14 protein-coding genes are annotated in these 12293 nt (G+C 71.3%); 6 read left to right on the top strand and 8 right to left on the bottom strand.

The features are described from left to right. Nucleotides 1-16: 16 nt before the first annotated feature. Complete coding sequence (locus ABZS37_RS24930; RefSeq protein ID WP_355172657.1) at nucleotides 17-2101, bottom strand: APC family permease; 2085 nt, start codon at nucleotides 2099-2101, stop codon at nucleotides 17-19. A 163-nt stretch (nucleotides 2102-2264) separates the two neighbouring features. On the opposite strand from ABZS37_RS24930, the gene ABZS37_RS24925 reads away from it, so the two are divergent. Further along, nucleotides 2265-2930, top strand: coding sequence for a TrkA family potassium uptake protein (locus ABZS37_RS24925; RefSeq protein WP_354993324.1), 666 nt, complete (start codon nucleotides 2265-2267; stop codon nucleotides 2928-2930). A gap of 3 nt (nucleotides 2931-2933) precedes the next feature. Then, nucleotides 2934-3623 (top strand): TrkA family potassium uptake protein, encoded by a 690-nt coding sequence (locus ABZS37_RS24920; RefSeq protein ID WP_355172655.1) that lies wholly within the window; start codon nucleotides 2934-2936, stop codon nucleotides 3621-3623. Nucleotides 3624-3656: 33 nt separating this feature from the next. Here ABZS37_RS24920 and ABZS37_RS24915 read toward each other — a convergent pair whose 3' ends face one another. The 4 genes from ABZS37_RS24915 to dut all read right to left on the bottom strand — a co-directional run bounded on the left by ABZS37_RS24915 (nucleotide 3657) and on the right by dut (nucleotide 6085). Next, nucleotides 3657-4340 carry a DUF3159 domain-containing protein gene (locus ABZS37_RS24915; protein ID WP_355172653.1) on the bottom strand — a complete coding sequence of 228 codons (684 nt, stop codon included), beginning with the start codon at nucleotides 4338-4340 and terminating at the stop codon, nucleotides 3657-3659. 25 nt (nucleotides 4341-4365) lie between these two features. After that, nucleotides 4366-4746 carry an OB-fold nucleic acid binding domain-containing protein gene (locus ABZS37_RS24910; protein WP_354993321.1) on the bottom strand — a complete coding sequence of 127 codons (381 nt, stop codon included), beginning with the start codon at nucleotides 4744-4746 and terminating at the stop codon, nucleotides 4366-4368. Between the two features lie 114 nt (nucleotides 4747-4860). Beyond that, nucleotides 4861-5523, bottom strand: coding sequence for a DUF3710 domain-containing protein (locus ABZS37_RS24905; RefSeq protein WP_355172651.1), 663 nt, complete (start codon nucleotides 5521-5523; stop codon nucleotides 4861-4863). 25 nt (nucleotides 5524-5548) lie between these two features. After that, the gene (gene dut / locus ABZS37_RS24900; protein WP_355172649.1) at nucleotides 5549-6085 is read right to left on the bottom strand and encodes a dUTP diphosphatase; all 537 of its coding nucleotides are present in this window, start codon (nucleotides 6083-6085) and stop codon (nucleotides 5549-5551) included. 90 nt (nucleotides 6086-6175) lie between these two features. Here dut and ABZS37_RS24895 point away from each other — a divergent pair, with 90 nt between their 5' ends. Further along, complete coding sequence (locus ABZS37_RS24895; protein ID WP_355172775.1) at nucleotides 6176-6706, top strand: DUF3093 domain-containing protein; 531 nt, start codon at nucleotides 6176-6178, stop codon at nucleotides 6704-6706. Nucleotides 6707-6728: 22 nt separating this feature from the next. Here ABZS37_RS24895 and ABZS37_RS24890 read toward each other — a convergent pair whose 3' ends face one another. Further along, entirely contained in the window at nucleotides 6729-7526 is a 798-nt protein-coding gene (locus ABZS37_RS24890) for a hypothetical protein (protein ID WP_355172647.1), read from the bottom strand. A 120-nt stretch (nucleotides 7527-7646) separates the two neighbouring features. Beyond that, complete coding sequence (locus tag ABZS37_RS24885) at nucleotides 7647-7943, bottom strand: DUF4193 domain-containing protein (RefSeq protein ID WP_007075406.1); 297 nt, start codon at nucleotides 7941-7943, stop codon at nucleotides 7647-7649. 433 nt (nucleotides 7944-8376) lie between these two features. Between ABZS37_RS24885 and ABZS37_RS24880 the strand changes: the two genes are divergently transcribed. Next, nucleotides 8377-8892: a LytR C-terminal domain-containing protein gene (locus ABZS37_RS24880; protein ID WP_355172773.1), complete on the top strand. Its 516-nt coding sequence runs from the start codon at nucleotides 8377-8379 to the stop codon at nucleotides 8890-8892. A gap of 37 nt (nucleotides 8893-8929) precedes the next feature. On the opposite strand, the gene ABZS37_RS24875 is transcribed toward ABZS37_RS24880, so the two are convergent. Beyond that, complete coding sequence (locus tag ABZS37_RS24875; RefSeq protein ID WP_355172645.1) at nucleotides 8930-9751, bottom strand: inositol monophosphatase family protein; 822 nt, start codon at nucleotides 9749-9751, stop codon at nucleotides 8930-8932. A 288-nt stretch (nucleotides 9752-10039) separates the two neighbouring features. Here ABZS37_RS24875 and ABZS37_RS24870 point away from each other — a divergent pair, with 288 nt between their 5' ends. Both ABZS37_RS24870 and ABZS37_RS24865 read left to right on the top strand, forming a co-directional pair. After that, complete coding sequence (locus ABZS37_RS24870) at nucleotides 10040-11623, top strand: RNA polymerase sigma factor (RefSeq protein WP_354993316.1); 1584 nt, start codon at nucleotides 10040-10042, stop codon at nucleotides 11621-11623. Between the two features lie 245 nt (nucleotides 11624-11868). After that, the gene (locus ABZS37_RS24865; RefSeq protein WP_354993315.1) at nucleotides 11869-12102 is read left to right on the top strand and encodes a hypothetical protein; all 234 of its coding nucleotides are present in this window, start codon (nucleotides 11869-11871) and stop codon (nucleotides 12100-12102) included. Nucleotides 12103-12293 lie beyond the last annotated feature (191 nt).

Here is a 12293-nt window from a genome sequence, read left to right as displayed (position 1 = left end):
CTGCTGCCCGCTTCGCTCAGTCACGGCCGTCTCCGCTCGTTCCGCTGTCCGCCGGGCCACCCTCGCCGGGCGGTGCGGCGACCACCGGCGGTGCGGAGACCAGCGGCGGCACCGTACCCCGCGGCCCCCGGGCCGGGGTCCGGGACAGCGTGGCGTCCAGCCGGTCCAGGTTCTTGTTCGCTGTCGAGGCGAGCTGCCACGGCACGCTGACCACCATCACCCCCGGTTCGAAGAGCAGCCGGCCCTTGAGGCGCAGGGCGCTCTGGTTGTGTAGCAGGTTCTCCCACCAGCGGCCGACCACGTACTCCGGGATGAAGACGGTGACCACGTCCCGGGGTGACTTGCGGCGGGTGGAGGCGACGAAGTCCAGGATCGGCCGGGTGATCTCCCGGTACGGCGAGTCGACGACGGTGAGCGGAATGGCCATCTCCCGCCGCTCCCAGTCGGCCTGCAGGTCCCGGGTGTCCTTGTCGTCCACGTTGACGGTCACGGCGGTCAGCGTGTCCGGCCGGGTGGCCCGGGCGTACGCGATGGCCCGCAGCGTCGGCTGGTGCAGCTTGCTGACCAGCACGATCGCGTGGTTACGGGCGGGCAGTACGGCGCGGCCCTCGTCCGGCGGGGTCAACTCCCGGGCGACCCGGTCGTAGTGCCGGCGGATGGCCAGCATCAACAGGTAGATCACCGCCATCGCGGCGATCGCGATCCAGGCGCCGAGCAGGAACTTGGTGATCAGCACGATCACCAGCACCGTGCCGGTCAGGCCCATGCCGAACGTGTTGATGGCCCGGGACCGGTGCATCCGGCGACGCGCCTCCGGATCCCGCTCGGTCCGCAGGTGTCGGTTCCAGTGCCGGATCATGCCGGCCTGGGAGACGGTGAACGAGACGAAGACCCCGACGATGTAGAGCTGGATGAGCCGGGTCACCTCGGCCTGGAAGCCGACGATCAGCACGATCGCGAAGAGCGCGAGGAAGACGATGCCGTTGGAGAACGCCAGCCGGTCGCCCCGGGTGTGGAACTGCCGGGGCAGGTAGCGGTCCTGCGCGAGGATCGAGCCGAGCACCGGGAAGCCGTTGAACGCGGTGTTCGCGGCCAGGAACAGGATCAGGGCCGTCACCCCGGCCACCACGTAGAGCAGGATCGATCCGGAGCCGAAGACCGTCTCGCCGAGCTGGGTGGTGACGGTCTTCTGCACGTACCCCTCGGGGCCGGAGAGGATCTGGAGGCCCGGGTCCTCGACGAACTGCAAGTGGGTCAGCCGCGCCAGCCAGATGATCCCGACCAGCATGCTCACCGAGATGGTGCCGAGCAGCAGCAGGGTGGTGGCGGCGTTGCGGCTCTTCGGCGCCTTGAACGCCGGCACCCCGTTGGAGATCGCCTCGACTCCGGTGAGCGCGGCGGCGCCCGAGCTGAACGTCCGCAGCAGCAGGAAGACCAGCGCGAAACCGGTCACGCTGTGCTCGGCCTGGATCACCAGATCGGCGCTCGGCGCGCGGAGTTCGTCACCCAGCACGAAGACCCGGACCAGCCCGGTGAGCAGCATCGCGCCCATCACGATCACGAAGCCGTAGGTGGGGATGGCGAAGGCGGTGCCCGACTCGCGCAGACCGCGCAGGTTCACCGCGCTCAGCAGCACCACCGCCGCCACCGCGATCATGACCTTGTGGGTGGCCACGAACGGCACCACCGAGCCGAGGTTGGCCACCCCGGAGGAGACCGACACCGCCACCGTGAGCACGTAGTCGACCAGCAGGGCACTGGCCACGCCGACGCCGAATTTCGGGCCCAGGTTGACCGTGGCCACCTCGTAGTCCCCGCCCCCGGAGGGGTAGGCGTGCACGTTCTGCCGGTAGCTGGCGACCACCGTCAGCATGACCACGACCACCGCCAGGGCGATCCACGGCGAGAAGACGTACGCGGAGGCTCCGGCGATGGAGAGGGTCAGCAGGATCTCGTCGGGCGCGTACGCGACGCTGGACAGCGCGTCGGAGGCGAACACGGGTAGCGCGATGCGCTTCGGCAGGAGGGTGTGCTGGAGCCGGTCGGACCGGAACGGTCGACCGAGGAGAAGCCGCTTCAGCAGCGAGGTGGGACTGGCCACGATCGCCAAGAGTACGACCACCACGGCGGAAGCGCGGGGGTGGGCGATCCCCGCTGTTCGGCACGACGGGGTACGGTCGGTCCCCGCTTCCCACCGGGACGTGGCAGGCTCGCACTCGGAGGCCACCGGCAACCGGAGCGGTACGCACCTTGGGAGGGACAGCGTGCACGTCGTGATCATGGGATGTGGCCGGGTCGGGTCGACCCTCGCCCACAGCCTGGAGTCCCGGGGGCACTCGGTGGCGGTGATCGACCAGGACGCCGACGCCTTCCGCCGGCTCGGCCCCGACTTCGCCGGGATCACGGTAACCGGGGCGGGCTTCGACGGTGAGGTGCTGCGACAGGCCGGCATCGAGCGCGCGGACGCCTTCGCGGCGGTGTCGAGCGGCGACAACTCCAACATCATCTCGGCCCGACTGGCCCGCGAGACGTTCGGCGTGTCCCGGGTCGCTGCCCGCATCTACGACCAGCGCCGGGCGCAGGTGTACGAGCGGCTGGGCATCCCCACCGTGGCGACCGTGCGCTGGACGGCCGACCGGATGCTGCGGCACCTGGTGCCGGAGGGCAACGTGGAGATCTTCCGCGACCCCACGAGCACGGTGTCGATCGTCGAGGTCCCGGTGCACAAGGACTGGATCGGCCGGTCGGTGCGAACGCTGGAGGAGGCGACCGGGGCGCGGGTGGCCTACCTGATCCGCTTCGGCATCGGCACGCTGCCCACCGGCTCCACCGTCGTGCAGGAGGGTGACCAGGTGTTCATGCTGGTCAGCGATGACATCGTGGCGACGGTCACGTCGGTGGCGGCGACGCCGCCGGAAGGGGGGCACTGAGCCATGCGGGTCGCCATCGCGGGCGCGGGCAACGTGGGCCGCTCGATCGCCCAGGAGCTGATCGACAACGGCCACCAGGTGATGCTGATCGAGCGCCAACCCAAGATGCTCCGCCCGGAGCGGGTGCCGGCCGCCGATTGGGTGCTGGCCGACGCCTGCGAGCTGGCCAGCCTGGAGGAGGCCAACATCGCGGGCTGCGACGTGGTGGTCGCGGCCACCGGCGACGACAAGGCCAACCTGGTGGTGTCGCTGCTCGCCAAGACCGAGTTCGCGGTGCCCCGCGTGGTCGCCCGGGTGAACCGGGCCGAGAACGAGTGGTTGTTCACCGAGCAGTGGGGCGTGGACGTCGCGGTGAGCAAGCCGCGGGTGATGGCCGCGCTGGTCGAGGAGGCGGTCACCGTCGGCGACCTGGTGCGGCTGATGACCTTCCGGCAGGGCGAGGCGAACCTGGTCGAGATCACCCTGCCGCCGACCGCGCCCTACGTCGGTCAGCCGATCCACGCCGTGCCGCTGCCCCGCGACGCCGCGCTGGTGGCGATCCTGCGCGGCAAGCGGGTCCTGGTGCCCAGCCCGGACGACCCGATCGAGGCCGGCGACGAGCTGATCTTCGTCTGCACCGCTGAGGTGGAGGACGAGGTCCGCGCGGTGATCCTCGGGCCGGACAGCGTCGAACGGACCCGCGGCTCACGCTGAGCCGACGGAAAGCGCCGGGCTGCCCAGCCCCGCTCAGGCGCCGGGCAGCGGGGTCGGCTGCGACTCCCGGGTGACCCGGCGCACCGTCCAGACCGTGATCAGCAGCAGCAGCGCGTACGGGGGGTAGCCCAGAGCCAGCCGGGCCACGCCCAGCGCGGTGTCCTGGTGGGCCAGGTAGAGCCCGGCCTGCACGCCCACCTTGGCCAGCCAGACCACGCCCCAGAGCACGGTCAGCTGGGTGAAGGTGCGCACCAGCTTCGGGTCGTCCCGCCACTCCGAGCGGCCCTTGGCGACGAGCACCGACCAGATCCAGCCGACGAGGGGCTGCCGGATGGCCGCCGAGATCAGCAGGGCGATGCCGTAGCCGATGCCGTAGAGGATGCCGGGGAGGTAGAAATCTCGTTCGTCGCCGGTACGCCAGGCGATGGCCGCACCGACGCCGACGCCGAACAGCCCGTTGACGGCGTGCCGGATCGGCCGGCGCTGGGCCAGCCGCAGCCCGGCGATCAACAGCGCGACGGAAATCGAGGCGATCACCGCCGGCCGCAGGTCGCCGATGACGTTGGCGATGACGAAGACCACGACCGGGATGCTGGACTCGACCAGCCCTCGCCAGCCGCCGAGCTGGTCGGCCATCTGCTCGGCGATCGTCGGCAGCCGCTCCTCGTCCTGAGGGCCGGTCTCCGGCTGTGCCGCCCGGTGCTGTCCCGTCGTCATCGCCGGCCTTCCGTCCGCAGAGCCGTCACTTCGGCAGGTCCAGCTCGTAGTAGGGGTTGTAGATGACCTTGCGGTCGTCGCGCACCGCCACCCGGCCACGGGCGGTCAGGTGCCGGCCCGGCTCGATCCCGGCGATGTGCCGTCGACCCAACCAGACCAGGGTGACCACGTCGGTGCCGTCGTACAGGTCGGCCTCGAGGGTGGGCAGGTTGGTACGCGGCGTGTAGACCACCGTGCGCAGCCGACCAGCGACCGAGACCAGTTGGCCCCGGGAGCACTGCTGGGCCGGGATGCCGCCGCACTGGGCGCTCTCCCGACGCAGCTCCTGTGCGTCGATCTCGGCCTCGCTGGCGGTGAACCGTTGCAGGATGCGCCGCAGCGACACCCGGCTCTCGTCGGTCATCATGACCTCCGCGTCACCCTCTCCACGCTTGCCGACCCCGGCCGACCCCGGCGACGCCGGAACCGTGCCGCCAGCGTACGCCGACGGGGCTGGTTCCGGCGGGCCGGTGCGCGTGGGTCAGACCTGGCGCGGCTCGGCGGCGGCGTCGCCCGCCTCGGCGTCGGCCTGGTCCGCGATTTCCCGGGGCAGCTGCAGCGGCAGCGGCTCGCGGACCGGCTTGGCCTCCTGGCCACGGTCGACCACCAGGCCGTCCAGGCACTCCGCGAGCGGGCCGGCCGCGGCCGGATCCGTGGCGACCGGGCCCTGGAACACGCCGCGAACCATCCAGCGGGGCCCGTCGATGCCGACGAACCGCAGGTTCGTCGGGCCGTCCGGCGTGCGCACCTGGGCGTGCAGCTCCGGGCCGTACTCGCCCTCGACCTCCTGCGCGCTCGCGCCGTCGCGAAGCAGTGACTGGCGGATCTCCTCGCGCACCTCGCCCCAGATCCCCTCGGACCGGGGGGCGGCGAAGACACCCAGCTGGAGCGCGTTGTCCCCGTGCACCAGCACCACCTGCTGGATCACGCCCTGCGGGTCAGCCTGCACCCGCACCTCCACGTCGGCGATCGCCGGGATGTGCAGGCTGCCCAGGTCGAGTCGCTGCACGTCGTCGTAGCTCTCGGAGATGTCGTACGGGCCGCGCACCAGCGCCGGCGCCGCATCGCCCTGGTCGGGGACCTCGGTGGCCCGCTCGTCACGGGTGTGCCGCTCGGCATCGGCCCGCTTTCGGGAAAAGATCACTGCACCCACCCTCCGCTGTTCACACTCACCCTGCCACCTCTTCCGTCTGCCCGCGGCCCGGCTCATCTGGCCGCTGCTCGACCCGGTCCTGGCCCGCCGGCGACGGCACCAGCCCGGCGTGCCCACCGGTGGACCCGTGCCCACCGGCCCCGCGCCGGGACGCGGGCAGCTCGACCACCGGCTCGAACCGCGCCCGTGCGACCTGCTGGACCACGAGCTGCGCGATCCGGTCGCCGCGGGAGATCTTCGCCGGCACATCCCGATCATGGTTGATCAGGTTGACCAGGATCTCACCCCGGTAGCCGGCGTCGACCGTACCGGGCGCGTTGAGCACCGTCACGCCGAGCCTGGCCGCCAGACCGGAGCGGGGGTGGACCAGGCCCACGTACCCCTCCGGCAGGGCGATGGCCACGCCGGTGGGCACCAGGGCGCGGCCACCTGGTGGCAGCTCCACGTCCGCGGCCGCCACCAGATCGGCCCCGGCGTCGCCGGGATGGGCGTACGTGGGCAGCGGCAGCTCGGAGTCGAGCAGTTGTACGGGCACGGGTACGACGTCGGTCACGGGTCCCCTCTTCTGTCCGGTTCTCGGGGTGACCCTGCCATCCTGCCGGTTCGCCGAGCCACCGTGCGCCGTACCCTCGCAGGAGTGAGCATGTCGCCCTCCCCGTCCGCCGATGAGCCGCCGGTCGCCGCCCGCACGACGTACGCCGAACGGCTGGATCTGCCCTGGTGGCTGTGGCTGGTCGGGCTGGTGGCCGCCGCGCTGCTGGCCGTCGAGATCTGGATGGGCGCCTCCGGCGTCCGCACCTGGCTGCCGTTCGCCGTGCTGCTGCCGCTCACCGCGGCCGGCATGTGGTGGCTGGGCCGGATCCGGGTCGGGGTCGCCGACTCCGAGCTGAGGGTTGACGACGCCCGCCTGCCGGTCCGCTTCGTGGCCGACGTGGTGCCGCTGGACGCGTCCGGCCGCCGTGAGGTGCTCGGGGTTGGCGCGGACCCGCTCGCCTTCGTGGTGCAGCGACCGTGGATCAGCGGCGCCGTGCAGGTGGTGCTCGACGATCCGGCGGATCCGACCCCGTTCTGGGTGGTGAGCACGCGGCACCCGGTCGAGCTGGCCGACGCGGTGCTGACCGCGCGCGACGCCATCCGCCCGCGTGTCGACCGGCCGGCCGGCGAGGCGGCCTGACAACCACGCCGTACGCGGCCCGTCAGGTGCCGGTCGGCGGGCCCGGCAGGGCCTGCGGCGGCGCGGGCCGGGCGATGCCCTGTCTGCGCAGGTCCACCTGAAGCTGGTCGGCCATCTGCTGGGTGGCCCGACGGTTGAGGAAGCCGGCCACCGCCGCGCCGGTCAGGAACGGGCCGAGCGTGGTGAGGTTGCGACCGAAACGCCGCAGCAGCATGTCCCGCAGTTCCTTGCGGGCGGCGGTGCCGAGCACCGCGCCCACTCCCACGCCGGGCACCATCGGGTTGACCCCGCGCTGGGTGGCCCAGGAGTGCACCAGGGCGACCGCCCGTTGGCTGCCCGCGCCCGGCAGCGCCACACCGTGGACCTCGTGCAGCTCACCGACCAGCTTCAGCTCCACCGCCACCACGGCGACGGTCTCGGCGGCGAGCAGCACCGGCGCGGAGAGCAGGGCCGGGGCAACCGCCCACTCGACGGCGGCGACTCCTCCGCCGGCCGCGCCGATCGCGGCGGTGGTCCGGGACGCGTTGCGGATGAGCCTGTCGGCCAGGGCGGCGTCGTCCAGGCCGGGAAAGTGCTGGCGCAGGGTGTCCAGGTCCCGCACAGGTACGTGGGGAGCGACGTCGGCGACGGCGTCGACCATCCAGCGCACGGCGGAGCGGGGCTTGAACAGGTCGGAGATGCCCCGGGCACGGGCCTGCCCGACCATGCGGGTCAGCAGTTGACGGCGTCGGGCCGGCTCGATGTCGTCCGCGGTCAACGCCGCGACGGTGGCGCCGAGGTCGTCCGCGTCGCCATCGGTGGTGCCGCCTCGAGCGCTCATGGGTCGGACCTCCCGGTGCTGTGGCTACCCGCTACGAGTCAAGCAGGTACCCACCAAGGCCGCATGCCTACACCGGCGGCGGCGGCCCCGTTCAGGAGGCCGCCGCCGGTGTCGTGGATGTCAGACGCACTCGCGACAGATCAGCTCGCCATTACGCTCGACCGCCAGCTGGCTACGGTGGTGGACCAGGAAGCAGCGGGCGCATCGGAACTCGTCCTGCTGCATCGGAAGCACCTTGACCGTGAGCTCCTCGTCGGCCAGATCGGCACCGGGCAGCTCAAAGCTCTCGGCCACCTCGGCCTCGTCGACGTCCACCGCGCCCGACTGTGAGTCGACGCGCCGGGCCTTGAGCTCTTCCAGGCTGTCCTCGCCGAGGTCGACCTCGTCGCGACGCGGGGCGTCGTAGTCGGTGGCCATCGGTTTTCACTCTCCCATATCGATGTTGTCGCTTCCGGTTGTAACGCCGGACGACGCTGTTTCGGTTCCATTGGCCGGCCACCACTTGTGTCGGGCACCCGACCCGAGGACCGAACGGGTCGAGCTCACTGGGGCGACTCCCCTGCGAGCGCGGAACCTTACCCCCCCTTGGGCGAGGCATGTATACCGCCCTTGCGGCTGAGATGTACGCCCCCGCACGCGAAGTTGTTCCCAATGTGATTCAGGCGACACGAAGATAGGGGTAGTAGTACCCGGTTCGCGGTCGGCGCGCCGGCATGTCGGGCTGTTTCCACGCGACGGCCGGACAACCGTTAACCTCAGCGGCGTATTCGACGGCCGACGGCCAGTCCGATCGTTGCCGGCCGCCACCATCCACCTGAGGTCCCGGGAGTGCCAGATGAGTTTTGCGCGAGTGCGAGCACTCGTCGTCGTCGGCCTGCTGGGGGTGCTGGCCCTGGCATTCGTGGTCACCGCGATCGTTCGGGACAGCCAGGGGAAGGCAGGCACGGCCGCGGGCTGCCCGGACGGCTGGCCGCTGGCTGATCTCAACTTGCGCGAGCGCAAGGACGTGAAGATCAACGTGCTCAACGGCACGGACCAGCCGGGCCTCGCCCGCACCGTCGCCGACGAGTTCAGCAACCGGCAGTTCCAGGTCAAGAAGACCGCGAACGAAAAGAAGCAGGTCGACGGCGTCGCGGTGCTGCGGTACGGCCCGAAGGGCGTCGGTTCCGCGCACCTGCTGCAGGCGTACTTCCTCAACAACGCCGTGCCGGGCTATGACGAGAAGCGCACCGACGACACCGTGGACGTGGTGCTGGGCAACGGCTTCCAGCAGCTCGCCACCACGACCGAGGTCAACCAGTCCCTCGGTGACTCGGGCGCGCCACAGGCACCCAAGGGCTCCTGCCCGTCCCCGGCCGCCAAGTGACGGCGTAACCGACCTGCATCACCGCCGGGTCGGCCGGTCAGGGACCGCCGGCGGCGTCCAGCTCGGCAAGCCGGTCATGCAGCGGCGCGAAGAGCGCGGGCGGGGCCGCGACCACCAGGTCCGGCCCCGGCGGCCGACCGGCCAGGCCGGCGACTCGCACACCCGCCTCGGCGGCCACCAGTCCGCCGGCCGCCAGGTCCCAGGCCGCGAGACCCTTCTCGAAGTACGCGTCGAGTCGCCCCTCGGCGACGAGGCAGAGGTCCAGCGCGGCGGCGCCGAGCCGGCGGATGTCCCGTACGTGTGCGATCAGCCCGGCCACCACCTGGGCCTGGTGCGCGCGGCGGCCGGCGTCGTAGCCGAAGCCGGTGCCGACCAACGCCTGCCCCAGGTCGACCTCGCCGGAGCAGCGCAGCCGGACACCGTCGCGCCAGGCCCCGCCACCGGCCGTCGCCGTCCACTCCTCGCCGGTGCTCACATTGCGCACCACACCGGCGACCACCACCCCGTCCACCTCGGCGGCCAGCGACACCGCGCTGTACGGCAGCCCATAGAGGTAGTTGACGGTGCCGTCGATCGGGTCGACGATCCAGCGCACGCCGCCCGGCGCGACCGGTCCGGTGTCGCCCGTGCCGTACTCCTCGCCGAGCACCGCGTCGTCCGGCCGCATCTGCTGCAGCGCGTCGAGCACCTGCCGCTCGACCGCCCGGTCCGCCGCGGTGACCACGTCGGTAACCGTGCTCTTGGTCGCCGCCACGGACACACCCTCGACCCGCATCCGGTACGCGGTGGCGGCCGCATCCCGCGTAATATCGAGCCCGATCGCCAAAAGTTCCCGTGGTGACGGCGCCGAACGGTCCATCCCAACGTCCCCTTCCCGCACGACCGGGGTGTTCCGGGTCACGCGCGAGTATCATCCTTACAAAGTCCACATCAGCGCCGAATCGGCGGTCCCACCGCCGTTACCCAGTGCGGCGCAGGATGATCGCCACCGACGGCGTTACAATTCACCCCTACCCACGCGCCACGGACCGCCGACCACCGGCCGGTCCGCGACACGGGGGCCCTCAACCACATCGCCCGGCCCGGTTGACCCACGCTGTGCCGGACGACCCGGCCGTGCCCGCTCTTCGCCTCCGGAAGGTCATTCGTGACAGAACCCCGCCAGATCGGCGCCGACGTTCGCTCGCTCACCGACACCCTGATCGCCCACGCGCAGAGCGCCGGTGGCCAGCTCACGTCGGCCCAGCTCGCGCGCACCGTCGAGTCCGCCGAGGTGACTCCGGCCCAGGCCAAGAAGATTCTGCGGGCGCTCTCCGAGGCGGGAGTGACCGTCGTGGTGGACGGGTCGGCGAGCACCCGCCGCCCTCGCGTCGCCGCGGCCCGCTCGACCACGCCGGCGTCCCGGGCCACCACCGCCAAGACCACCAAGAAGGCCGCCGCGCCGGCCCCGAAGCAGGCGCCCGCCGGCGACGATGCGCCGACGCCGGCCCCGCGCAAGGTGGCCGCACGCAAGGCCACGGGCACCTCCGCCGAGGCCAAGCCGACCCGGGCCACCAAGGCGACGGTGGCCGCGGCCGCCGGCGCCAAGCCGACAAAGGCCGGCGGCAAGGCCAAGGGCGAGGGCGCCGAGGGCGAGATCGACCCGGAGGAGCTTGCGGCCACGATCGAGGACGTGGTGGTCGAGGAGCCGGCCGAGCTGGCCCAGGCTGCCGAGACCGACGCCGCAGCCTCCGCCACCGACAACGACTTCGAGTGGGACGACGAGGAGTCCGAGGCCCTCAAGCAGGCCCGGCGGGACGCCGAGCTGACCGCCTCCGCCGACTCGGTCCGTGCGTACCTGAAGCAGATCGGCAAGGTTCCGCTGCTCAACGCCGAGCAGGAGGTGGAGCTGGCCAAGCGGATCGAGGCCGGGCTCTACGCTGCCGAGCAGCTGCGCGCGGCCGACGAGGGCGAGGAGAAGCTCGTCCGGGAGATGGTCCGTGACCTGGGCTGGATCTCCCGTGACGGCGAGCGGGCCAAGAACCACCTCCTGGAGGCGAACCTCCGACTGGTGGTGTCGCTGGCCAAGCGGTACACGGGGCGTGGCATGGCCTTCCTCGACCTGATCCAGGAGGGCAACCTCGGCCTGATCCGCGCGGTGGAGAAGTTCGACTACACCAAGGGCTACAAGTTCTCCACGTACGCCACCTGGTGGATCCGGCAGGCGATCACCCGCGCGATGGCCGACCAGGCCCGCACCATCCGCATCCCGGTGCACATGGTCGAGGTCATCAACAAGCTCGGCCGCATACAGCGCGAGCTGCTCCAGGACCTGGGCCGCGAGCCCACTCCGGAGGAGCTGGCCAAGGAGATGGACATCACACCGGAGAAGGTGCTGGAGATCCAGCAGTACGCCCGGGAACCCATCTCTCTGGACCAGACCATCGGCGACGAGGGCGACAGCCAGCTCGGTGACTTCATCGAGGATTCCGAAGCCGTGGTCGCGGTCGACGCGGTCTCGTTCTCGCTCCTGCAGGACCAGCTCCAGCAGGTGCTACAGACGCTCTCCGAGCGTGAGGCGGGTGTGGTACGCCTGCGCTTCGGCCTGACCGACGGCCAGCCCCGGACGCTGGACGAGATCGGCCAGGTCTACGGGGTGACCCGGGAGCGGATCCGGCAGATCGAGTCCAAGACGATGTCCAAGCTGCGCCACCCGTCCCGGTCGCAGGTCCTGCGGGATTACCTGGACTGAGCGGGTTTCGTCAACCGAACGTGTCGTTTTGACCACCTGGTGTGCAACACCAGATGGTGATCGTCCGGATGCACGAATGTGATCGTTGACGTGGCACCCTGGGTGCACGGCACACTGTCCCTGCCATGTGTGACCTCGGTCCCCCGCGGGCACACAGGGAAGGCAGTGCCTAGCAAGGGTGTTGCACCATAGGTGAGCAACGACCGAAGAGATTGTTCATCGGTGACGACCAGAGGAGGAAGGCGATGAACTCGACCCTCACGCCGCCGCCCGAGACGGTGGCGCCCCCAGCCGCCGATGAACGGTGCGACCGCTGCAATGCTGCCGGGAAGCTCCGGATCACCCTGGTGGGTGGGAGCGAGCTGGTGTTCTGCGGACACCACGCGAACAAATACGCGGAGGATCTCGTGAAGATCACCGAGCGGTTCGTGACGGAGCCCGATTTCAGTTGGCGTGGCGCCGATCTGATGGCGAACTAAATCCGCAAACCGACATAGCCGGCCGGAGGCACCCCAAGGGTGTCTCCGGCCGGCTTTTTCTCTAACCCCATGTGCCCCGCGCCTCACGGCCCCGCGCCTCACGGCCCCGTGCCCGCACGCCCCGCGCCCGCGCCCCGCCCCCCCCCCCCCCCCCCGCCCGCCCCGCCCCCCCCCCGCCCCCCGCGGCCCCC

This window comes from Micromonospora sp. NPDC005413, from assembly GCF_040606435.1.
Taxonomy (GTDB): Bacteria; Actinomycetota; Actinomycetes; order Mycobacteriales; family Micromonosporaceae; genus Micromonospora.
This window is presented reverse-complemented; position numbering and strand designations above follow the sequence as displayed.

Bases quoted from the DNA above. Each gene is read 5' to 3' on its own strand.
- ABZS37_RS24875 (WP_355172645.1), bottom strand. From the start codon at position 9,751: ATGGACCGTTCGGCGCCGTCACCACGGGAACTTTTGGCGATCGGGCTC.
- ABZS37_RS24910 (WP_354993321.1), bottom strand. From the start codon at position 4,746: ATGATGACCGACGAGAGCCGGGTGTCGCTGCGGCGCATCCTGCAACGG.
- ABZS37_RS24895 (WP_355172775.1), top strand. From the start codon at position 6,176: ATGTCGCCCTCCCCGTCCGCCGATGAGCCGCCGGTCGCCGCCCGCACG.
- ABZS37_RS24885 (WP_007075406.1), bottom strand. From the start codon at position 7,943: ATGGCCACCGACTACGACGCCCCGCGTCGCGACGAGGTCGACCTCGGC.
- ABZS37_RS24865 (WP_354993315.1), top strand. From the start codon at position 11,869: ATGAACTCGACCCTCACGCCGCCGCCCGAGACGGTGGCGCCCCCAGCC.
- ABZS37_RS24915 (WP_355172653.1), bottom strand. From the start codon at position 4,340: ATGACGACGGGACAGCACCGGGCGGCACAGCCGGAGACCGGCCCTCAG.
- ABZS37_RS24890 (WP_355172647.1), bottom strand. From the start codon at position 7,526: ATGAGCGCTCGAGGCGGCACCACCGATGGCGACGCGGACGACCTCGGC.
- ABZS37_RS24920 (WP_355172655.1), top strand. From the start codon at position 2,934: ATGCGGGTCGCCATCGCGGGCGCGGGCAACGTGGGCCGCTCGATCGCC.